Origin of the sequence: Streptomyces sp. NPDC059850 (genome assembly GCF_042731515.1) — a bacterium.
GTDB lineage: Bacteria > Actinomycetota > Actinomycetes > Streptomycetales > Streptomycetaceae > Streptomyces.
The window spans coordinates 26,418-49,665 of sequence record NZ_JBHWJI010000046.1; the positions used below are offsets into that span (position 1 = coordinate 26,418).

The 23,248-nt window shown below is 68.3% G+C and carries 9 protein-coding genes; 4 read left to right on the top strand and 5 right to left on the bottom strand.

Annotated features, from left to right (window positions below; translation table 11 throughout):
• Positions 1 to 102 precede the first annotated feature (102 nt).
• From ACFV9T_RS30485 to ACFV9T_RS30500, 4 genes are all read left to right on the top strand, one after another.
• On the top strand, positions 103 to 930 hold the full coding sequence (locus ACFV9T_RS30485) for a CDP-alcohol phosphatidyltransferase family protein (RefSeq protein ID WP_385445661.1): 828 nt from the start codon (positions 103 to 105) through the stop codon (positions 928 to 930).
• A 556-nt stretch (positions 931 to 1,486) separates the two neighbouring features.
• Positions 1,487 to 6,766, top strand: coding sequence for a sacsin N-terminal ATP-binding-like domain-containing protein (locus ACFV9T_RS30490; RefSeq protein ID WP_385445662.1), 5,280 nt, complete (start codon positions 1,487 to 1,489; stop codon positions 6,764 to 6,766).
• 252 nt (positions 6,767 to 7,018) lie between these two features.
• The gene (locus ACFV9T_RS30495; protein ID WP_385445699.1) at positions 7,019 to 7,303 is read left to right on the top strand and encodes an integrase core domain-containing protein; all 285 of its coding nucleotides are present in this window, start codon (positions 7,019 to 7,021) and stop codon (positions 7,301 to 7,303) included.
• Positions 7,304 to 7,406: 103 nt separating this feature from the next.
• Complete coding sequence (locus ACFV9T_RS30500) at positions 7,407 to 7,538, top strand: hypothetical protein (RefSeq protein ID WP_385445663.1); 132 nt, start codon at positions 7,407 to 7,409, stop codon at positions 7,536 to 7,538.
• Positions 7,539 to 7,904: 366 nt separating this feature from the next.
• Here the strand turns inward: ACFV9T_RS30500 and ACFV9T_RS30505 are convergent, their stop codons facing one another.
• From ACFV9T_RS30505 to ACFV9T_RS30525, 5 genes are read right to left on the bottom strand one after another with little or no spacing between them, the layout of a single operon-like run.
• On the bottom strand, positions 7,905 to 13,604 hold the full coding sequence (locus ACFV9T_RS30505; protein WP_385445664.1) for a hypothetical protein: 5,700 nt from the start codon (positions 13,602 to 13,604) through the stop codon (positions 7,905 to 7,907).
• A gap of 23 nt (positions 13,605 to 13,627) precedes the next feature.
• Positions 13,628 to 15,295 carry a hypothetical protein gene (locus ACFV9T_RS30510; protein WP_385445665.1) on the bottom strand — a complete coding sequence of 556 codons (1,668 nt, stop codon included), beginning with the start codon at positions 15,293 to 15,295 and terminating at the stop codon, positions 13,628 to 13,630.
• The gene (locus tag ACFV9T_RS30515; RefSeq protein ID WP_385445666.1) at positions 15,286 to 19,650 is read right to left on the bottom strand and encodes a protein kinase; all 4,365 of its coding nucleotides are present in this window, start codon (positions 19,648 to 19,650) and stop codon (positions 15,286 to 15,288) included. Before ACFV9T_RS30515 ends, ACFV9T_RS30510 begins: the two co-directional genes overlap by 10 nt.
• Positions 19,650 to 21,074 carry a restriction endonuclease subunit S gene (locus ACFV9T_RS30520; protein ID WP_385445667.1) on the bottom strand — a complete coding sequence of 475 codons (1,425 nt, stop codon included), beginning with the start codon at positions 21,072 to 21,074 and terminating at the stop codon, positions 19,650 to 19,652. The genes ACFV9T_RS30515 and ACFV9T_RS30520 overlap by 1 nt, the downstream gene beginning before the upstream one ends.
• Positions 21,071 to 23,218, bottom strand: a complete 2,148-nt coding sequence (locus ACFV9T_RS30525; protein WP_385445668.1) for a restriction endonuclease subunit M — start codon at positions 23,216 to 23,218, stop codon at positions 21,071 to 21,073. Before ACFV9T_RS30525 ends, ACFV9T_RS30520 begins: the two co-directional genes overlap by 4 nt.
• Positions 23,219 to 23,248: the final 30 nt, after the last annotated feature.

Sequence of the window (23,248 nt, forward strand, 5' to 3'; positions counted from 1 at the left end):
GCGCTGAACAAACGGGAGACGCGCCACGTACGGGACATCATCAAGCCGCGCACACGCTACGCGGCGCCAATCGACACTGTCACACAGCCGGAGGGGTGCCCGGTGGCCCTGAACACCACATACAACGCGAGGCTGTTGCGGCAGGAGACGGCGGCGGGAGCGGGCGTACAGCTCCTCCTGCTCACGCTTCTGGGCGCCTCGCTCGGCCTGGGTCCCGCAGGCTGGCTCACCGGCCTCGCCTTCGCGGCCGTCACCTGGGCCGTACTGACCCGCGCCGTCTCCCGCTCCTGGCTGTCCTCCTTCGGGCCCGCCAACCGCGTCACCCTGGCCCGCGCCACCCTCGTCGGAGGCGTGACCGCGCTGGTCGCCGACTCCTTCACGAGCCCGCCCCGGGTCGCGGTCCTCACCGCCCTCACGGCGGTGGCCCTGATCCTCGACGCGGTCGACGGCCAGGTGGCGCGCCGCACCGGCTCCTCCTCGGCGCTGGGCGCCCGGTTCGACATGGAGGTCGACGCCATCCTCATCCTGGTGCTCAGCGTCTACGTCGCCACCGCGCTGGGCCCCTGGGTGCTGCTGATCGGCGGCATGCGCTACGCCTTCGTCGCCGCCGCCCGCTTCCTCCCCTGGATGAACGCGCCGCTCCCGCACAGCATGGCCCGCAAAACGGTGGCCGCCCTCCAGGGCGTCGCCCTCCTCCTGGCCGCCACCGGCCTCCTCCCGGCCCCCGCCACCCTCGGCGTCGTCCTGCTGGCCCTGACCTCGCTGGTCTGGTCCTTCGCCCGGGACATCGGATGGCTGTGGACCACCGGCAAGGCCACCCGCGCCGAGCAGCGCCCGGCCCCCACCGCCGTGGCCCGCGTAACCCACCTCGCCCGCCCGGTCCCCCGGGTAACCACCGAAGACGGCCCCCTCCCGGCCCGCAGCGCATGAAAAAGCCCCCCGGGGTCGCTGCCGCGAGGAGCAGGCGGCCCGGAGGGCTTTTATGTGCGTGTCCGAGGGGGGATTTGGACCAACGCCCCACGGCTCACACCCCTCACGACGGTGCTGGCGTTGGCGTAGCCGCAGGTGCGACACGTGAAGGCGGTGGCACGCCACAAGCGTGTGTGGCCGGTCAAGCTCGGCCGCGAATACCTTGCCGCGGCCTTCAGAGTCTCGTTGTCGGACAGGCCCGACTGGCGTTATCAACGTTCGTGATCAATACAGCTATGACGCACGTGCCGCCGTAGCATCCGCCACTGACAGCCAGGGCGTTTGAAGCATCTCTTTGAGTCATCCCATGCCGCTTCTAACTGGATGACTTCTGATCCGGAGCCGCCGCGCAGCTGCCTTTGGCCGACCCATGAATCACCACCAAGGTTGGCCGGAAAGAGCGAGCGTTGCTGCAAAAAGCCCAGGGCGAGCGCCATGGTTCCTGGCACGCACCCGTTGTGTGCGTGGCCACAGAGGGGGATAAGTGATTCCATCCACGCGAGATGGGAAGGCTGGCATGGCCTTCCAGGACATCATCACGGGGCTGACCCGGCGGCGCATCCAGATCTACGACCAGGCAGGCGAGGACTGGCGTTTTGCTGAGAGCCTGAAGTCGGTCAGTGAGGACACGGCCCAGGAGTACGAGGGTCGCGCTGTATTGGAGCTCATCCAGAACGGGCACGATGCGCTGACCGAGTGCGGCGCTGGAAGGATCGCTGTCCTGGTCTGCCCGCACGCGGGCAAGAACGGTGTCCTGTACGTTGCCAACGAGGGCGCGGGATTCACCGAGAGCAACTTTCGCGCGATTACGGAACTCGCCTTGTCGGACAAGGGCGCCGGGGAGGGCATCGGCAACAAGGGGCTCGGATTCCGCAGTGTGCTCCAGCTGACGGACTGGCCCGAGGTCTACTCCAAGGCGTCCCCGTCATCGGTGGAGTTCGACGGATTCTGCTTCCGGTTCGCGCGGCCTGAGGACGTGCGCGAGCTGGTGGACGACCCGGAGCTGGCCGACCGGGTGATCGAGGACATCTCGCCCCTGGCCCTGCCGGTCCCGGCCAAGGTCACCGATGCCGCACTCAAGTCCCTGGCCGCGGAGGGATTTTCCACAGTCGTACGCCTGCCGCTGCGCAACAAGCACGCGGTGGAGGCCGCGATCGCGCAGGCCACAGAAGCGATCAGTAGCGAGGCTCCGCTCCTGCTCTTCCTGGACCGGGTCGGTGAGCTGATCGTAGACGTCCAGGACAGTGGGGACCGGGACGGTCGCCGCGTGCTGGCCCGCTCCGTGGCCCCGTCCACGCTGGTTGCCCGAGAGGAGGGCGGGTGGGTCGAGGAGGTTGACCTCGCAGAAGGCGGACGCTATCTGCTGGCCCGCCGCACGCTCGCCTCCGAGGGGCTGCAACGGGTGATCGAACAAAGCGTCGAGGCGCGCGAGATCGACGCGAAGTGGCTGAAGTGGGAAGGCGAAGCTTGGGTCGGAATCGCGCTCCGGCTGGACGAAGACCTGGAGTGCGGTCTTCTGTACACCTTCCTTCCCATGTCGGATGCGGCCCGGGCGCCCTTCCGCGGCCACGCCCATGCTCCGTTCTTCACCAAGCTGGCCCGGCTTCACATCAGCGAGGCTGTCGGCCTGAATGCGTTCCTCCTGGACCAATTGGCCAAGCTATGCCTCCGATTGGTGTCAGCACTGCGCACTGAGGGACCGTGTTTCGCGGTCCGGCATCTCGTCCTGGACCTCGTGTGCTGGGACGTCCCGGCCCGAATCGACAGGGTGCTCGACGGGAAGCTGGCGGACGAGCCGATCGTTCCCCTGGTCGGGGCAGACTCGTGGGGCACGCTTCGAAATTCGTTCGCATGGTCGGCCGGGACGCGCCCCTGGACGGTCCTCACGGCCGAGGCGCTGGCCGAGGCCGGAGGGTGCCTCCTCGATCCTTCCATCGGGCCACTCCGGGAGGCCCGTCTTATCAAACTCCACAAGAACCTTCTCGGAAGGCTCATGCGCCCTTCGTCGCGAACGGCTGCGGCGTGGGTGGAGCGCGTCGCCGAACGGTTGCAGCCCGCTGAAGATGCACAGTCGGTTCCCCTGTGGGCGGACTTCTACGACGACCTCGCGCGGGCGTTCGCCGACGACCCCGAAGACCTTCGTGGTCGACGGATCATCCTCGATCAGGATGGCCGGCTCTGGCCCGCGCTCGGTGGTGCGGAGACGGCTGGCAAGGGCGAGCAATCAGTCTTCTTCCATCCCGAGGACGAGGCTGGCAACGGCACCGCTCAGGTACCGAAGGCCCTGAAAGCCCTGCGTCGGCGTATGGCCTTCACCCATCCCAGCATCGCCTGGGGACGTCCCGGCCGTACCTTCCTCGAAACCCACCGACTGGTACGCCCGTACCGGCCCGGCCGGGTCTTCGAAGCGCTGAGGGATCTCCTCGCTAAGAGCCCCTCGAACGCCCTGTGCCGGGATTCCTTGGCCTTCGCCCTCCGCCTCTTCCCCTCACTCACTGAGGCCGAACGCCGTCGGCTACCCCAAACAGGCTTCCGCCTGCCCACTGGCGACGGCGACTGGACCAAGGCGACACGTTGCCTCTTCTCTCCTGCTTGGGGCACCGAGGGAGGACGACACCTGGCGAAGTTTCTGGAGACAGGTGGCAGTGGGATCCCGTCCCTGGCGGCCCTGCGTCAGCGCTGGCTCAGCGACCCGGACGACTGGCCCGTGCCGGTCAGCGACCTCGCGGCCTACGTCGACTTCCTCAAGGCCATCGGTGTCGGAGACGGCCTGCCCCTCTCCTGGGTTGGCGGCAGGCTCGGGGCAGCCAACGGCCGGAACATGGAACCTGGAGTCGTGGCCCGGAGGCTGCCGCTCGGCGACGAGCTCGGACGTGCCTGGGCAAAGGACGTCGACCGTACGTGGAACAGCTTCGCCCACCCGTGGACGCCGTACGAGTTTCGCCGGCAACTACCCCACCTGCCAGGTGCCGTCGAGGTCGCGGAGCTGGGCTCGGCCGCTCGCCGAGAATTCGCGGAGTTGCTGCTCATCGGACTCCGCACCTGGAGGGACACAACCTTCACCGTCCCCCTTCATCGGCCGTACCACGACCGGAATCCCGACCCCCACACCTGGCCGAGCCCGCTCGCGTCCTTCCTGCGCTTCATGCCCTGGCTCCCAGTGGAGGGCAGGGACACCGACGGTCCGACCTTCGTCCCGCCGAACCGTGCCTGGTTCAGCACCGAAGGAGATCTTCCAGCGTTCGTCCCCTCACTCCCCCTCTCGATCCGTCGGGCTCTGGCCGACAAAGCGGTACTTGAACGTCTACGCCACTCCGGTCTGCGGTTCTGGGACGAATCCAAGTACGCTGGGGCGGCCGTGAGGGACCTCGGCGTGATCGTGGCCGCGGGTGGGGTGCCCGACCACCTCAGCGTCTCGTTCAAGAAGCACTACGGGAGGGCGTGGTCCCACGTAGCGGAAAGCGAGCGCTGGCCCTGGCCAACCGGAGAGCCGGTACAGCTGGCGGTGGTCCGCGAGCACACCCTGACGACCCTTACGCCCTCCTCCGAGGAGGAGCCGGTCTACGTCTGCGACGAGTCCGATCCACTCAAGGAGACACTCGTCGAGCTGGCGGGCCATCCCATCCTGATCGCCGGATCCGACGACGGCGCGAGGATCGCGAAGAAACTGGAGTCGGGCGGAACACACGTGGCCCGGCTGTCCGAGGCGACGGTGCAGGTGAACAACCGTGACAAGGAGCCGATCAGGCCGTCAAATGACCATGCCCGGCTTACCGAGGGCCGGGAGTGGCTGGTCCTGGTGGTGGCCCTGGTGGTGGAGCTCAAGTCCGGCGCGTTTCTGCGTCGTAGCGAACGCACCGTGCGCTCACTGCTCGACCGGTTGCGCGGAATCCGGATCGTCCGGGTCGAGGAGATCGAGATCCTGATCGCCGGTGAGCGCGTGGAGCCCCCGCCGACGACCCGCAGCCTGCCACTGCCCCATCCCGTCCACCCTACGGTCGTCGTCTGGAACGGCGACGGTGACTGGGACGAACTGCAGGCATCCACGTCGGCGGTCACGCAACTCCTCCATCAGCCGTCCCTGCAGGACGCCTTGGAGCTCGTTCTCGTCAAGCTGCAGCGGCACCTGGACGGCGAGATGCCGAACCACATCGACGACCGCACACTTGCGCTGTCGCTCGACACCACCGAGTCCAGGATTTCGGAACTGCGGCGCAGCCTCACGAACGACCTGCACCACACGGTCCGGCAACTGCGCCCCGTCCTGGTCTGTCTGGCCGACATCGACCGCGCCAGCGCGGTTTTCGAGGCCCTGGACGAAGCCACCGGCGAGGAGGAGCTGATCACGGTCCTCGGCCTGTTCCCATACACCCTCCCGGTCCCCGCTGCCGAGCTGCTCACCGTCGCCCGTTCCTCCACGACGCCCGCCGAGCTTCGCGAAGCCCTGGCGCTGGACTACCAGGCGTTCAACGAGGCGCTCGCCGCGCTCGGAGCCCCCTACAAGCCCGTCTGCGACCCAGACCTCCATGAGCGGACGTTCAGCGAGTTCGTCCGCGCCCATGCCGATGCTGTCCTGGACCGCCTGCGCGAGCGGTACGCGCCACAGGCTGCGGGAGGAGGCGACGTGGCCGCGTACGCAGCGGCCCGCCATCTGGACGACCTCACTCCCGACCCTGACTGGCTGCCCCGCTTCGCCTCCCCTCCCGAGGAGCAGATGCGGGCACGGGTCGCCCACTGGCTGCGGTCGCACGGCGCCGACGACGACCTGGAGCGCGCAGGCGATCTCGAACCCGTCGACGAGCTACGCAGCCTCAACACGACAGCGCTCGAACGCTTGGTCTCCGTGCTGACGAAACTGGTGCCCTCCTGGTGCCGTCATCACCGCGTCCCCGTGCCGACCGGCTGGAACAGCACCCCACTGATGGAGGCGCGGACCGCAGTGCACGGTTCCGGATTGGCCGACCTTCTCCTCCTGAGCGACGAGCGACTCCTGAACGAGGTAGCCCGCTGCGTGGGCTGGCCAGCTGGCATGCCGCACAGCGCCGATCCCGACTTCCTGGGGCTCACGGCCCGCGACCTCGCACAGTCGTCTGTGCCATCTCCCGGCGTCATCGGATCCCGCGGATCGGTCCAGCCCACGATCAAGATCGGCGAGGAAGAGATCGTCGTGGGGCGCGGCCACTTCGCAGCCATCGCCGAACTGGCGGCGCGGACGGTCGACGAGACCTTCCTCGCGCAGTCCGGGAAAGTGCGCCTGGACACAATGGCGTCCGTTCCGCAACCCCGCCGCGCAGTGGACGCGCGGACACCGAGAATCGTCGTCTCGCGCAAGGCCCAACTGAGTGAGGAACAGAAGGCGGCAATCGGTCTGGTGGGCGAGGTCTCTGCACGCGCCTGGCTGGAGCGTCGGTACGCCGAGGTCCACTGGGTCTCGGGCTACGCCGCGGTCCTCAACGAGGACGCGGCAGCGTCCGACGGCCACGGCTACGACTTCGAGGTTGCCTACCGCGGCACCACACGCCTGTACGAGGTGAAGGCGACCAGCGAGTCCGACACAGAGCGGATGGAGTTCGAACTGGGTGTCTCCGAGGAAAGGGCGGCGCGAGAATACGCTCGTGGGACCCGCTATCGGATCTTGCTGATCACCTCTGCCCTCGATCCAGAACGGCGGCGGGTTCTCGAACTACCAAACCCATTCGCGGCGGCCGGACGTGACCGGTTCCGGGTGGTTGGCAGGGGTCTGCGTTACCAGTTTTCCCCGACCCATAAGACATCCCGCCCGATCCCGAAGAAGTAAGAGATCAAGGACACCGGTCGCAGTGCGGTGAGGGAAGAAGGGTCGTGTCTCCTTCCCTGATTGATCTACGACATCGAGCGATCGGAGGCAGAGGGGGTCGCCGGGCGCGCGTGGGCGGCAGGCATCGGGAGAAGGCCAAATGCCTACTACTCGGATGCGGTTTCGTGTCCCCGCCGTGCTGCGTCACCCAGGGACGGCACCGGAAGTTCACAGCGGCTTTCGACGCCGTGTTCGCCCGGCGAGGGCATCACCGTGACCAAGATCCCTCCCCGCAGCCCCAACTGCAATCCGCATGCCAAGCGATTCAGACGCTCCGTCCGCGAGGAGTGCACCGCCCGAGTGCTGATCTTCGGCAGAGGCCACGCGGACAAACTCCTTCACGACTGCGCCCGTCACTTCAACAGCCACCGTCCCCACCAAGGCCGAAACCAGCTGGCACGCTTCGACGCCCCGAACGTTATACCTCTACCGACAACTCGACTCGAACACACACAGGCCGTCACAAGCATCATCAACGAATACCACCGAGCAAGCTGACCACCCAACGAAACCCCAGCTCACAACCAGTGAAGCCGTTTTGAAGCCCTACGGGTCGGTCAGGTTCGCGCCCGCCCGCATCCTCGGTACCGTCAGGAGCCTGATGATTGCCGTGGACGGTACGGACCAGCCGGTCGCGCTCGCCGACATGGCCGCCGCCCACGCCTCCGTCACCCTCCTTGAACGGCTGGCCGACAAGCGGCACCCGGACTTCAGTGACGGCCGTCTTCGGTGAGCCGAGGTCACCGTGATTCCGGTCACCGAGGTCGCCTTCGGCGGCGGCGCGCGACCCGAGGTCGGCGCGGCCAAGACCAGCGAAGGCAGAAGCGGACGCGGGGCACAGCCGCGCGGCTTCATCGAGATCAAGGACGGCACCGCCACCTACAAACGCTCCGGGCCCCCTGGGCGGATGTCGTCGTCCAGCTCGCCACCCTCATCGTCGGCGCGGCCCTCCCACGACTCGCCCGCCGCCTCACCGCGCGGCGCATGCGCTCAGCGGACCGCCTCGGGCGGTGACGGCGAGGGGCAGCCGGATCGCTTCTGCCAGTCGCAAGGGCTCGGCCGAGAGCCGTGTGGGCTTGTCGAACCCCTTCGTCCCTTCTCAGTTGCCGCTCGCGGTCCTCGTCCCGCCTCCGTGTTTTGTCACCCGCGGACGGCACCTCACCCGCACCGCTCCGTGGGTGAATGCCGGATCGGTGGCCTTGCTCGCCCACACATACGCCTCGCCGGGCTGGAGCTCGGCCAGCTGGTCCGGGCGGAGGCCGGCGAAGGCGGTGTTCGCCTTCTGGAGGTGCTTCAGCCAGGCCGGGGAAGTGAACTTGTGCAGGATCACGTGGTCGGACAGCTCGATCAGGGAGATCGGTACGGAGGGCGGGTCCTGACTGGCGACCAGGATGCTCATGCCCTTGTGTCGCATCTCGCGGACCGCCTCGACCAGTCCGGCCACGAGGTCGGGGCTGTCGATGTACTTGTGTGCCTCGTCGAACACGACGAGCTTGTTGAAGTGCTCGCCGTCGACGCGGGCCTCGGCGAAGAGCTGCATCAGGACGACGAAGAGCCCAAGGGCTTCGTCCTTCTCGATGAACTCGTCCCTGAGGTCCACGATGATCAGGCGCCCCGGCCGGATGTGGGCGGTCAGCCGTGCCCCGTCGTCGATGTAGTCGCCAGCGAGCTTCAGTCGTTCCAGGGCCAGTTGTTTCACGTGGTCGGGCATCCCGGAATCGGCGACGCCCTGCCGGATCACGTCAAGGCTCAGGTCGTTGCGGTGGGTGCGCATGATGCGGGTCAGCTGGCGAATGTAGGTGGACTGGTTGCCCACCGCGCCCATGAGGAAGCGCCAGTGCGCCGCCTGGAGCTCGCTGGACGCGAAGGCCAGAGGCTGGACCGCGATGCTGGGGAACTCCCTCCGACGTTCCTCGACCTGATCGGTGGGGGCCAGCAACAGGACATCGTCGAGTGCGCGGGGGTCCGCCCCGTAGCGCTCCTTCAGCACGGCCAGTTGCGCCTCGTTGTCGTTGGGTGCCGCCATGGATGTGAACTCGGGTGCGTAGTCCATGGTCTGGCTGTAGTGGAAAACTACGGTGGCCAGGGGGTGCGGAAGCTCGTTAACCGGTGGGGCGGGAAGAGATGCGGCCTCGATGACGCTGCCGAGGGTGTAGCTCTTGCCGCCGCCCTGGACTCCGAAGAGGCTGATCGTGTGTGTCTCGTGGAGATCGAGTGCGACCTTACGGCCGGCCACCTCCCCTAGGACGCCGTGCTGGGGCGACGGGCGGGTGACCCCGAGGAAGACGTCCGGCACTGTCGTACCGACAGTGAAAGGGCGCACCGGAGTCGCAATGGGTCCCACGGCGCCGATGGTCGGTGCCTCCTGGAAGCTCTGCGGGTCGAGCACAGCGGCCGACCGCTGTACCGGGCCGTCCGATGACGCGGTCGGAGAGGCGGAAGTACTCGGTGTGCCGGTACGCGACGCACCCCACTCCTCCTGCTCCCGTTCGAGGGGCGGCGCCTCTGCGGACGGTGTGGGCGGTCCCGACTCCTGATGCTGCTCCGGGGACGGAGAGTACCCGCCCTCCGGCGCCGGAGTCTGAGGAATTCCGGCCTCAGCCTGATCGGGTTTCTCTGCGGCCGACTCCTCCACGATGACCCCGGCCGTGCTGTCCGGCATGTCGCTCGGTGGGCCCTCTGGTTCCGCACGGAACTCCGCGTCGGCGAGGCGAGGTAGGGAGAGCTGAAGCAGCGCCAGGGTCGGTGCGGTAGCGGACCCCCTCGCCTCGGACGCATCGGCCAGCGGGAAGATGCCGCTCCCCTCCGGGCTCTCCGCGTCAGACGCCGGAACAGCGTCCAGGCCGGGCCGCACCGTGGGAATGGCCTGGATCAGCTCGTCGATCAGGTCGCTGCCGATCCGGTGGAATTCCACGCCCTCGTCGATCTCCCGGTCGGTACCGGTTCGGGCGAGGTCGAAGATGAGTCCGCTGCGGGTGAAGCGCAGCTGATAGCCGTCGTCGAGGCTGTCGAGCAGCTGATGTGTGCTGGTGCGGGCGGCCTGGTCAATGGTGCCGTGGCGGGCGGCACGCTCCAGGTAGAAGCGGAGCATGGAGCCGAGGGCGAGGTTCTTGACCGGCCGGTCCACACGGTCAGTCGTGTGCAGGGCAGGGTCGAAGGATTCGGTGAGTACGCTCTGGCTGCGCTCCAGCTGCTGGACGATCTTGTTCTTCAGTCGCTGGTACGCACTGACGTCGTCGAGTGCGGTGTAGCACTTGACCTCGACGAGACGGCAGGTGATCGTGCGCTGCCGTGCGTCCAGATGGAAGAGCGCGAGGTCGCTGCGCTGGAAAGAGAGCGCGTCGCCCAGTTCGCGGGCCTGGCGGCGTACTTCGGCGTACAACTCGGGGTGGGCGTCGAGAGGGACGACGATCTGGTCGCGCAGCACGTCCTGGTAGTCCAGGTAGAGGCGAGCCAGGGAAAGGCCGAGAACTTCGGTGCGCTGGTTGGGGGCGGTGGAGGCGAGCTTGAAAGCCAGGTTGTCGGAGAGCAACCGGAGTTGGTCGAAGAACGTGTTGAGGTGGCGTTCGGCGACATCGAGTCCGTGCTGCCGGGCGGTGGGGCCGAGCAGGCCACGCAGCTCGTCGACGGAGTTCGAGCTCACCATGATCTGGTGTCCGAGTCCGCTTCCCAGCGAGGGCGCGTAGTCGATGACGTATTCCGGCCTGCCGTGCTCGTCGGCGTGGTCGAAGTACTCCAGGCCGAGGGTTCGGTCGATGGTGACGACCCAGTCCCCGGTCTGGTGTGCCTGGTAGAGCAGGGCGCGGTCGGCGGTGTCGAGGGAGAGGACGGTACAAGGGACGTTTCGAGGTGCCTGCCCGGCGGTGGCCACACTGGCGGCCGCGGTGGCGAGGAGCCCGGGTAGGCGGCTCATCAGCGTGGCCAGGTCCTCGGAGTCCTCTATGGTCCGAGCGGCCCCGTGCCGTGGTGCGGTGCGCCAGACGATCTGCTGCTCGGTGTCCTGGTAGGCGGCGGTGGTCGTCTGCACCAAGCCGTGGACGGGGGCGTGGGCGATGCTCTGGCGGGGAGCGGAGGAGTGCTGTTCGCCGCCGAAGGCGTCGATGAGGACAGTGAGGTGGGCGTCGAACTCGGCAGGCAGGCGGGTGAATTCCGCTACCGAGCGGACGGAGTGGACGAGCTTCGGCGTGCGTGCCGGGCCGGTCGTGTGGAGGAACGCCTCGGCTTCGGCCGAGGAGATCTCGCTCTGCACGCTCTGTAGTTCGGTGAGGGCCGCGCCGACCTCCGGGGCCTCGGGGTCGGCCACACACAGTCGGATGTCGTAGGTGAGGTCACGGGTGGCGGTGCGTCGCTGCAGTTCGAGAAGGGCGTCGGCGACGATCTCGGCACGGCCCGCGTTGACGACATTGAGGATCAAGGTGCGGACGTAGGGGTGCAGCCGGATGTACCGCTCGACACGGTCGGCCAGGGCCGTCCCGGACAGCGCACCGGCACCGTTGCCCGGCCGGGCCGCGGCGGGCAAGCGCAGTACGGTGGCGAGCCTGCCGAGCAGACCGCGGGGGTCTGCGGTCTCGCTGGGCAGATAGGCGCCCCAGTACGGGGTGAGGTTGTCGGCGGCGGCCATGAGCCGACCGTCCTGACGGGGAACGGCGAACGGGAAGCCGAGCGGCGCCAGGGAGCCCAGGAGGGAGTCCTTGGCGGCGAGCACGGCCCGCTTGTCGCTGGCTCCGAGCCGCCGGGTCCAGTCCAGGCCCATTGCGGACCAGGTGGCCAGCCAGAGCGCGCGCAGCGGATGGGTGGGAGAGACCAGCAGGACCGTGTCCCCGCGGCCGAGGCCGTCGGTGAGGGTCGCGGCCACGCAGTCGATCTGCTGGATCCTGGCCAGTGCGGCCAGTGCGCTGCCACGGCCGGTGTCACCGGCCCGTTCGACGTGGAGCGACTGGGCGTCGAGCAGTTCCGCGTACGCCTCCACGTAAGCGACCAGTTCGTCCCGGATGCCTTCGAAGTCGACCGCCTCGCTGGTCAGGAGGTGCGACGGATCGGCCTCCTGACCGTCCGCGGCCGCGGGTGCGCCGCGAAGGGCGGCGAAGTAGGCGTGCCGGGTACCCAGGAAGGTTTCGTATGCCTCGGCTGCCCGCCCGGTGAGCTGTTGCCGCAGGTCCTCGTCCAGACCGGTGGGCGTATCTGCGGTCCCGTCCGGACGCAGGAGGAGACGCCGGAGAAAGGTGTCATCGGGGTGGGCGAGAAGGTCCTGCTGAACCTGTACGAGCGGGGGCGAGAGCCTGACCTCGGCGTTCCCCGCAGACCTGACCTTGACGTGGAGAACCTTGTAGGGGCTTCTCGCGGTGGTCGGCCGCCAGCGGATGTCGGTCGCGAGCACCCGGGAGGGGTCCTCGCCGCCGGCGAGCGCGTCGAGCTGCAGGGCCCGCAGCGCCTGCGCGACACCCGGGTGGCGCCCGGCGCTGCGTTCCGGGGGCTCCTCGGTCTCCCCCTCGGGGATCACGTAGAAGCGTTCACTTTCACCGCCAGGGAGGTTATGGGCGCCGAGTGCGACAAGGAGCGGTTCACCGGCCGCGTCGAGCGGGACTACGCGGATGTAGTGCCAGCCTTCCTCCCAGTCGATCTTGTTGAGTCGCTCCAGCCTGGCCTGGTACTCCGCCGTCCTGCGGGTCCCCTTGCCCTTGTGGACGAAGCGACCGATCGGATCGCCACCCTCGGTGACGATCTCCACCCGGAACCGCTCAAGCCCTTCCACTGTGCGCGGGTCGGGCTCCACCGCGAACCGCGCGGTGATCTCGCGCACGCCCTTCTCGCCCGCGAGTAGGTATGCCTGGCCGGCAATGGCCGCGAGCACCGGATGGCTGTTCACGTCGGCGGGGTTGTCGCCGGCGAGGGGAAGTCCGAGTTCTGACACGTCGATGGCCACGGTGGCACGGTGCCGCTCGTCGATGCGCCAGTGCCCGAAGGACAGCCCCCAGTTTTCCCGCTCGACCACAATGCGGCGGGTCCAGGCGGCGGGGTCTTCAAGTCCGCACCGGGTGGCGAAGCCGGCGAGGCGCGCGGCGAAGTCGCTGTCGCTCAGCCCGAGGTCCAGGACACGCTGGCGCTCGGACCGGGGCGAGGTGGTCAGTTTCTCCACCAGCGCCCGGTTTTGGGCGACCCGCTCGTGCACCAGGGCAGGGTCGGCGAAAAGCTCGAAGTCGGGGACAAGCCCGAAGAGGTACACCGCCGCCCCAGCGACCTGATCGCGGTGGTCGTTGCCCTGGAGAGTGAGGAGATATTGGGCGACCGCTCGGTCACTACCCCGGCCCTCGGGGGGCTCGCGCACGGCGGCGATCAGGGCGTCCACGCTGGGGCGCAGGCGCTGCGGCACCTGGTCGAGCAGATGGTCCGCGAGGAGGGCATAGGCATCGCCGAGGGACACTTCCTCGAAGGTCGCGATGCCGAAGGAGTCCTCGGCGCTCACCTTCGTACCTGGGGGGACGAAGACCAGGAGTGGCCCGGGCAGAATGCCTTCGCCCTCACCACGGTTGCGGAGTTCGACCAGCTTGGTGCTGGTGACACCCACGTCGTGGAACTCACCGTCCGGGCTGAGTTCGTCTGCGGGCTTGAGCAGACACACCGTGGCGTCGGGGCCAAAGGCCCCGCGCAGTCGGCGTACCAGCGACGCCGCGAGTTCGGAATCCGCCTCGGTGACCCGCATGCAGTGCCCGGCGCCGCGTTGTCCGACGAGTGCCGCGAGCCGGGGCACGAGGACGCTTTCGAGCGCCTCGCGCAGCTCCCTGGGGGTGGTCTCCGACATCCCTGTCGTCCCCGTCGTGCTCATCAGGCGGTGGCTCCCGTCCGTGCCCCGGTGCCGATGGCGTACCGGGGGGTGATGGTCTGCGTCAGGTAGGCGTCGGACATGTCCCGGTAATAGCCGATCTCGCGGAGCCGGTTGAGGAACGCAGCGGAGTTGGCGCGTAGCGCAGCCTGGTCGTCGAGGTGGGCGCCGGAGAAGCCGTCGCCGTCGGGGAGCCGGTCGATGTACAGCCCGTAGCGGTCCCGCAGCAGCGCGAGGAACTCGTCCACCCGCATCGGGGAGGTCGCGAGATCACCGGAACCGTCCCCCGCCGCACGGAGCAGCGACACCTGGAGGAGCACTTCGAGGAGCCGCGCGTCCAGGACGAAGCGGCGCGCCGATCCCTCTGCGCCCGTACTGCCCTTGCCGCGGGGCTGGGCGATCAGGGCACCGGGGCGGTGCTTGAGCAGCATCGAGTCCAGGCATTTCACGAACTGGCTGCGGTAGTAGCGCCCTCGGTAGTGCATGAGCATCTCGGTGTACTCCTGGAAGGGGTCGAGCCCGAGCTGGGTGACCCGCTTCAGCTCCGTGGGCAGCTCGTCCTCCTCGTCGCGGACCCGGGTGGCCCGCTGGAGGAAGAAGGCGTCGCGTTCCTGGCGGTGGGAGGTGCCGAGCAGCCGCAGCGCGCCCTCGACGGTTGAGTACTTCGCGTCGCCCGCCCGGCCGGCGGCGGTGGTCTTGGTCGCGCGGTGCACGGCGAAGTCGTCGAGCTTTTTGACCTGATACGTCGCCTGAATGAAGCGGGGAATACGCCGGTACCAGATGTCCGCGCTGTGTTCGGCCAGGGCTGCGGCCGGGGTGCCGGGGTTTCCGTCCACGTCGAGGAAAAGCCGCACCTGGTGGGGGCAGCAGTCGGCGGCCGTCCGGCCGGTATGCCCCTTGCGGCAGGCGGCCGGGACAGTGCCGTTCGCCACGGCGGCCGGCAGCAGTTTGACCATGCGCAGGTGGTAGAGCGCCAGGTGGAACGCGAAGAGCGTCTTGAGGTGGTCCACGAGGACGGTGCGCGGCATGTGGTCCTGGTGGTAGAGCAACCGCATGACGTCCTGGCAGAGCAGCTGGGCGGGTTCGGCACACAGTGGTGGATGCGGGGTACGAGGCCTTCCGGTGTCCGCGCGGTCCTGCATCTGGCCTCCGGCCAGTTCCACGAGGTGGAGCAGCGCCTGGGTCTCGACGTCCGTGCCCCGGCCGGGGGTGATCATGCCAGTGGCGCGATCCACGTCGGAGAAGAAGAACTCCCGCAACCCCTTCAGGGCGCCCTCATCGACGGTGAGCATCTCGTAGAGCTGCTCATCCGCCCCGTAGGGACGGGATTTGCGGCTGTTACGGAATCGGTAGGTGAAGCCGTGCAGGGGCCGTGGTCCCGCCACCGCTTCGTCGGCCCGACCCCGGTTGACCAGGTCCAGGAGATGGGTGGAGATCCAGCGTGAGGTGGTCTCCCGCTCGAAGCCGTCGAACACCTCAGGATTGTCCTGGAACAGCTTGACGAACACCTCGACCTCGAGTGTCCTAGACCGGCGGATCTTGCTGGGCATGCCGTGGTGCCACAGCCGAGCGAGCAGTGCGGTGAGGACACGGTCCATGTCAAGGGGCTTGTAGTCGACCCTGCTGACGCCCGGGTGGTGGAAGGTGCCGAGCGATCCGGTCAGCGCCATGTCGTCTCCTCCTCGCCGGTGGTGTGGTGCGGTGCGTCGTCCCGCCCGGACGCGTCGCCCTCGGTCTCGCCCGCGGCCTCAGCCGTGATCTCTTCCATGTGCAGGACACGGTCCTCGGTACGGTGGATGCGCTGCAGGTCGTGTCCGTGGGTGGTGAGCAGGATCTCTTGGTACGGGACGGCGGACAGCCGGTTCTTGAAGACCGCGAGGGCCAATTGCTGTCCCTGCAGGTCGGCAACCGACGGCCGATAGCCCTTCTCGAATCGCTGGAGCAGCTCGTAGAGGTCGAGCCGGATGTCGAGTTCGGCGGTCCCGCCCTGGTGGCCCGCCGGGTCCGTGTAGCCGAGGCGCAGCGCGGTGCGGCCGGACTCGACGTACGGGGAGGCGGGAACGGATCCGGGTTCGAGACGGAAACCCTCGGCGGGGAAGCTGCGGAAGCTGCGGATGGTGCCTCCCGGCACGTCACGCACCTTCAGCGCGAGCGCGTTGCCCACCCGCTCGGGGGCCGTCATGCCTTCCCCCCTGTTGAGCGCATGGAGGACGGAGTCACGCGCACGGGCCACCCGGGGAGGATCAGCGGCGAGCAGCTCCATGAAGCGCAGCACGGAGGGGAAGGGCAGCATCCGCTGCGCGCGGTCCTCGTCGTGGAGTTCGAAGTAGAGGAGACGGCGGGCAGCGTCAAGAAATCGTCGGTGTGCGGTGGCCCGTCCGCCGTCCGCGACGCCCACCTGCCCGAGCTCCGCGAACTGCCGACCGAGGAGGACACGATCGCGGTCGCCGCGGCCGTCCACGGTGACCAGCGCCCGGTCCTCCAGAAGTCCGGTGTGGTCCAGGCGCCGGTCGAGCCGGGGCTGGGGCGTGGTGGCGACATCGGCCTCGCGGAGCAGCGAGAGCAGCCGGTCACGCTCCCGCACCGTCCCGTCCTCGTCGGGTGGTGTGCCCAGGTGCGCGGAGAAGTAGAAGCTGTTGAGGATCCGCTGGGCGTCACCGTCCGCGTACAGCTGGTGGATCTCGGTGCAGTCGCGGCCGGAGGTGAGGGTGAAGGCGAGCGCCGAGCGCAGGTCGCGCAGGGTGATGTGGAGCTTGCCCCGTAGCTGGGTGAGCTCGTAGAGCCGGCGCAGCCGGCGTCCCGCTTGCGGGCCGGCCGACGGGTGCTGGAAGGTCTGGGCGTTGTGCCGGGCGTAGCAGCTGGAGGCCAGATCGCAGGCGGCGCAGTCCTCCCAGAACCGCTCGTGCGTCATCCGGGCGAGCATCCGCTCCAGGAGCGATTCGCCGTCCTGCGGAGCGCCGTCGGCGTCGACAGGCCGGGCCGACACATCGCGTGCGTTGAGATTGACGACGGCGACGGTCTGACCCGTCTCCCGGCCGGACAGGCCGAGATTGACGAGCCTGGCCAGGTGACCGTATCGGTCGTGGCGGCGACTGAGGAAGTCGATCAACCGTCCCTCGTTGACCGCGATCAGCCGGGTCTCGCCGCCGATGCCGCTCCAGTCGTCCTCGGACGCCCCCGCATAGGGGGCGAAGAACTCCTCCAGGACCCCGTCGCCACCGGTGTCACCCTCGTCCTGGCTGCCGTCGTGGTTGGTACGGAAACGGTGACCGGCCAGAGTGAAGTCGCTGCCGTTAGGCCGGTACGGGCCGAAGTCCGCACCGGCCTCGCGGGCCTCGCGCTCGAAGCTCTCCAGGAAGGCCGTCTTGCCGTCGCCCGCGTTGCCCGTGACCACCACAAGCGCGTGCTTGCCCTGGCGGAGCGCGGGGACGAGCTCACGGTCCAGGGCGGTCTCGATGTAGACCGACATGTCGTGCGGGTCCAAGCCGCGGGTACCGCGGTTGCTGCGCCGGCTCTGGCTGTACAACGTCTGGAGGTGGGCGACGAACGGGTTCTGGTTCGGATCCGGAGACGTCTCCGCCAGGCCGCCTTCGCCGGCCGGCGGGATGGGCGGCAGCGGGGCACGCTCGGCCTGCGGCGAAGTGCCGAGGGCAGAGCTGGTGCCGGTGTCGGGAGCCTGGCGGGCCGAGCCCAGGTCCTCCAGCGCCCGCAGCAGTTCCTCGGCCGTGCCGAATCGCTCACCCCGGTGCGGGGAGATCGCCCGCAGCATGATCTCCGCGAAGCCGGGCGCGAGGTCTCCGAAACCGCTGTAGGCGATGCGCGGGTCGATGGGCATGACGCCGGGCAGCGGCCAGTTGGCGTCCCACGGGTACTGCCCGCCAGTGAGCGCCTCGTACAGGGTGACCCCGAGCCCGAACAGGTCACGGTCGGTGTAGCCGGTGCCATCGGCGGGCACCTCATCGAGGTCGGGCGGGGAGTAGCGCGGGCTAGTATAGGTGTGCCCCTCGGAGGAGTCGGCGGTCTTCGCGATCCCGAAGTCGATCAGCTTGACCCCGTCGTCGGTCCACAGCAGGTTGCTCGGCTTGATGTCGCAGTGCCACACCCCGCGCTCATGGATGTGCCGTAGACCGCGAGCGGTGTCCACGGCGAGTCGCAGTACGTCCGCCGCACCCATCCGCCCGCCCCGGATCACCTCGGCGACGTCCTTGCCGTCGACGAATTCGAAGACCAGATATGGGTATTCGTCCGGGGTCGGCAGCCGGTCCGCATCCACCATCGACACCACGTTTGGGTGCGGGGCGTTCTCCAGCCGGGCCAGCACATCGTGCTCCCTGCGCAGCCGCTCCAGGGTCGAGTCCCGGTCCCGCAGGACCAGCTTCACCGCCCGGTCCCGGCTCCTTATCGTGTCGTACACCCGGTAGGCCACCCCGAACGATCCGGGACGCCCCAGCCGGTGCCGCACCAGGTACTTCGTGCCGAGCTGGAAGTCAGCCGGCAAGGAACGATAGAAGTCGGGGCCGCGCGGCGTGTCCGGGTCGGCCGGAGCCGCGGCGGACTCCTCGGCCCGCCGGGGCGAGGAGGAGCCGATGCGCCGGGGCGGTGTCCGGCGGGCTCCCACAACAAGGGCAAGACGGCGCAGCGCCTCGACGGCAGTGGGTCGCGCGGCCGGGTCCCTGGCACACAACAGCTGAAGCCAGTGGGCGAGTTCCACCCCCACCCCAGCGTTCTCCATGCCTGATACGGGCAGCTGCCCGGCAGCACTGGCCTGTTCGGTGGCGCTGGCGAAGGGGAGTTCCCCGGTCAGCAGGTGATAGCCGATGACGCCGACCGCGTAGATGTCCGAGGCCATGCCCATGGCGGACGGGTCGGCGTGGCACTCGGGCGCCAGGTACGCCGGATCGGCGGCAAGACGCGCCGCGTCGCCCAGGGTGTGCGCGCGGCGCTGCGCCGTCTTGGCGTACTCGAAGCCAGTCAGCAGGGCCCGCCCATCCTGCGCGATCAGGATCGTCGACGGGTTCAACTCGCGGTGGGCGATGCGGCGGCTCTGGGCGTGCGCGAGGCCCTGGAGGATGTCACGGATCGTGCGCAGTTTGGCGTCGGCGGTCAGCGGGTCCGCCGCCCCGGTCAGGTGCAGCCGCAGGGCGTGCCCGGGGACATCGTCGAAGACGGTAACGTACACGTCCTCGTCGTCGCTGGCGAAGAAGTCCCGCACCCCCACGACGTTCGGGTGCGCAGGCAGCTTCCCGAGCGCCTCGTAGGCGATACCGATGCGCTTGCGCTCCATCAGCCGGTCGGGCTCCGGCGCGTACGGATCGGCCGTGCGGACCTGGAGGCGGACAGTGCCCGAGCCCTGCACCGCCATGGCGTTCTTCGCCCGGTACTCGGCGAGGACCTCGATGCCCGTCGCGTGCTGGTACTCGCTGAGCCGCTCGATCACCTCCCAGTTGCCGAACCGGAGCGGCCCGGTGGGCGGGCGGGACGAGCCCTGGACCGTCCGCACGATCAGCTCGTGGTGCGCGGAGATGTCGGTGTCGAACCGTCCGCCCGACACCGGCACCCGCCCGGCATCGGCCAGTCGGCCGATCAGGTCGGGCAGGGAGACGGTCGCCTTCGCATCACGCTGCTGGGCGGTGGAGTCGGTCAGTACGGCGTCGGGCGCCGGGAGGACGAGCAGGGCGTCAGTCCAGAGGCGCGACAGCGGCGGGTGGGCCGTTTCCAGGATCGTCTTGAGCTGCTTGGCATGACTCTGGAGCTTGGGCACCGGACTGCGGAACGGGGCCCGGTTCGCCGGATACCACTTGCGCCCGTCGGCCTCGATCCGGCCACGGGTGCCCTTCACGTCGATGACGTACACCGCGTGACCGGTGACCACGACGAGATCCACCTCAAACAGGCGGTCCCGTTGCGGGATTTCGACGGAGTGCAGGACCGTCCAGTCGTCGGGAGCGTGATCACGCAGGTGCGCGATCACCCTCCGCTCAGCATCGTTGACGGCCTCCCCAACAGCAACGATCCTGGCACCCATCAGCCGGCGGCCTCCTCGATGGCGGTGGTCAGCAGCGCGAGCGCTTTGTCCTCTAGGATGTCGGCACGGTCGCGGCACTTGTAGGCGTAACGAACGGTATCGGCGATCCGGGTGCGATCGGCGAGGGGTGCGAGGGGGATCGGAATCGCCGCGCGCAAGGACTCATGGATGTCCTGCTGCTTGCCGCCGACGCTCAGGGAGCGCAGGAGCCGGAAGGCGGCCTCGGAGCGAAAAAAGGCGAAGAGATAGGCACCGGGGATGTCGGGGTCGCCGCTGACGACACGGAGGAAGTGTTCCGAGTAGGCGTACTTCAGGAACGACCCGGTGGCCAGGATCGGCCGACAGTAGACCTCGTTCTGCCCCAGAGTGCCCTGTGCCGCGATCAGGACCGTCTCATCGCTCGCGAAGACCTCCGAGGGCGTCTTGGACGCGGCGATCCACCGCCCCTCGGGTCGGAGCCAGAACGCCTGACGCTGCCCCACCAGCTGCACCCCGTGCTCGGTGTCGCTCTCGACACGGGTGAAGCGGACACCGCGACTGAGCTGCCCACCGGCACAGATCGTCCCAAGCGTCTTGTGATCCACCAAACCGAGTTTCTCGAACACCTTCCGCGCCCGCGGCGCGAAGTTCAGCGCCCGCAGCGACACTTGCCCCACGCTCTCGACCTCGAACCCGAGATCCCGCTCCTGCTGATGCCACCCAACCTCGTTCAGCTCGGGCAACCCGTTGCTGTCGAAGAAGTCCTTCGTGGCCGCCACCAGCGCCGACTGGTGGCAGGCCCGTAGCCGCGCGCTCTGCTGGATCAGCACATGGATCCGCCCCTCAAGATCCGCGTCGAATCGCGGCACCGGCAGCCCCGCGATGTGATGCGGCTCGATGTGCTTCACGGCCGACCCGTACACCGAGCCCCGCACCAGCGACTCCCCGAACCGGCTGAGCAGGAAGGCGTACAGATAGCCGGACTTGATCTGCTTGGGGTCGGGCTCGACCTTGAGCGTGTCCTGCGAAGACCAGCACTCGTCCATGTCGGGACGGACGTACGCTCTCCGTCCGGCGTTGAAGCCCGAGCAAGAGATCAGCGTCGTCCCCGGCTTGAGCCGCAGGTAGGACAGCGTCGCCGACTCCGCGTCGGACTTCCGCAGCCGTGGCAGCCCTGTGAGGTCTGCTGCCATCATGTCCTTCGTCCCGAGGAACGGCACGCTGTGATCAGGATCGGTGAGATAAACCCGCCGGAACATGGGCCCGTGGAAGATCCCCCCGTTGTGCCCGGCGGTCAAACTCGCCAGCGGCACCGTGTCCTTCAGCCGCTCCAGCGCCTTCTTGCCCTCCAACGCGTCCGAGACGTACGGCGACGCGTCGAGTCGTAGCCCCTGGCCTTCGAACCAGTCGGACATCACCGGATTGGTGAGGCTGGTGACCTTCACGCGCCGGCCTCCGCACCCTTGCGCGGTGCCGCGCCGGGCACCGGGTGCTTGGCCCGGAACTCCCGGTACTTCTTTGCGATCACCGGCAGGTCGTTGTCGACGACCTTCTTGCTTCGGGTCAGGGTCCGCTCGATCTCCTTGCCGCGGATCCGGATCCGTTCGATCACGGTCTCCGGCTCCACCACGATCTCCCCGTTCGGCTCACGCTTGTAGAGCTCGTTGCCCCGGCGGTCGAAGCCGACCTTCTCGGCGACGGCCATGAAGACGGGGTACGGCTCCTCCGTGCCCAACCGCTGGTTGCGCACCTCCTGGTCGGTCTTCCGCTTCAGGAAGAGCAGCGTGGTGAGGATGTTGACGTTGGCGTCGACGATGAAGGTCTCCACCGGCAGCTCGACACTCGCGAGCACCCAGCAGTGCTCCAGGATGTAACGGCGGATCGCCTCGTCCGTCGGCCCCGGGTTCGACAGGATGCCGTTGGGCAGGACGATGCCGATCCGGCCGCTGGGCTTGACCCACTCGATGGCGCGCTGGATGAACAGCTGCTCGGGCGCCATGCTCTTCGGAGTGCTGAGGGTGCTCGCCACGACCTTGCCGGTCTCCTTGTCCCGCGCCCAAGACTGTGCGATGCCGTCGCGGTACAAGTCGAGGACCGCTTCGTCGCTGACCGGGATGTCGACTCCGAACGGCGGGTTCGTCAGCAGCACATCGACGCTCCCGAGCGGGATCTTCTCCTTCGCCTTCTCGACGCCGGGAAGATGCCCGCGCGGGAAACCGAGCGAGTCCATGTAGAAGATGTTCCCGGTCGTCTGGGCGAGTGTCATGATCGCCATGCTCGTCGTGCGGACCAGGGACTTGTCGAAGTCCGCGCCCATCAGGCGGGTCTCCGCGTACTTCTTGAGCTTCTCGCCGTACCGCTCCCGCTCCTCGTCGGTGTCGGGATGGCCAAGGGTCTTCGCCTCCCTCTTCCAGCTCTGGTGGAGGTGTTTGAGGGTGGCCTGGAGGAAGCCGCCGGTGCCGCAGGTCGGGTCGAGGACGGTCTCGTCCTCCTTGGGGTCGAGGATCTCCACCATCAGGTTGACCGCGCCGCGCGGGGTGAAGTACTGCCCGCGGTCGCCGCGGAGGTTGGTGCCCACGAGCTCCTGGTAGGCGAGGCCCTTGGCGTCGACATCGGTGCCGCTCAGGTCGTAGGGTGCGAGCTCACTGACGATGAATGCGAGCGCCCGGTCGGAGAGGGTGATCTCGTCGGTGTCCTTGAAGACGTCCTTGTACTCGCGCTTGACGTCCTCGAAGAGTGACCGGACCCGGGCGCTGATCTCGGCCCGGCCCTCGTCCTTGAACTTCTCCTTCAGACCGACGCGGAACCGGCCGCGTCCGGTGCCCCGGCTGACCCGCTCGTCGTACATCTTTGTGAAGAGCAGATAGAGGAACTGCCAGAACGCGGCGTCCTTCGGCATGCCCTCGTTGCCGTGGATGTAGTTGTGACACCGCTGGAAGGCGACCTTCAGCCGCTCCGGCTCGGCCGTGCGCAGCCGCTGGTGCGAGGCGACGGTCCGGCTGCCGACGGTCCCGTCCTCGACCTCCCAGTCGCTGCGGTCCTCAAACCGCACGCCGAAGTCGCTGACCACCTTCTTCAGGAAGAAGAAGTCGACACCGTCGGTCCACATGCCGTCCGTGCACAGCGGGCGGTTCTCGTTGCCCAGGAGGTCCTCGAGCTCCTCCAGGTCCTTCCGCACCTGGTCCGGCTCGCGGAGCTTGACCACGTGCTTCCCGCGCTTGGGCTCCGGCTTGCAGACCACCACGCGCCGTAGATTGGCCGTGATCGGCTTGCTGCCGGGCGAGAAGATCGCGATGTCGGCCTTCCTGCTCCGCTTCCGTGGGGCCCCCTCCTCGCTGACCGTAACCGGGAAGTCGCGCTTCATGTCGGCGGGGTCGATCCCGTGCTCGTGGACAAGCGCGCGGACGACGCGCTGCCGGACCTTCTCCTTCGGCGTCTCCTTGATCGCCTCACCGGTGATGTAGTCGACGGTGTACCCGTCCTCCAGGGCGGTGACCTGGGGCTTGGTCTCCTCCGCCGCCGGGACGGGACCGTCCGTACCGTCCCCCAACTGCTGCGGAAAATCCATGTCCAAGGTCTGTTCTTCCATCGGCGTGCTGCTTCTTCCTTGCGCTCGGTC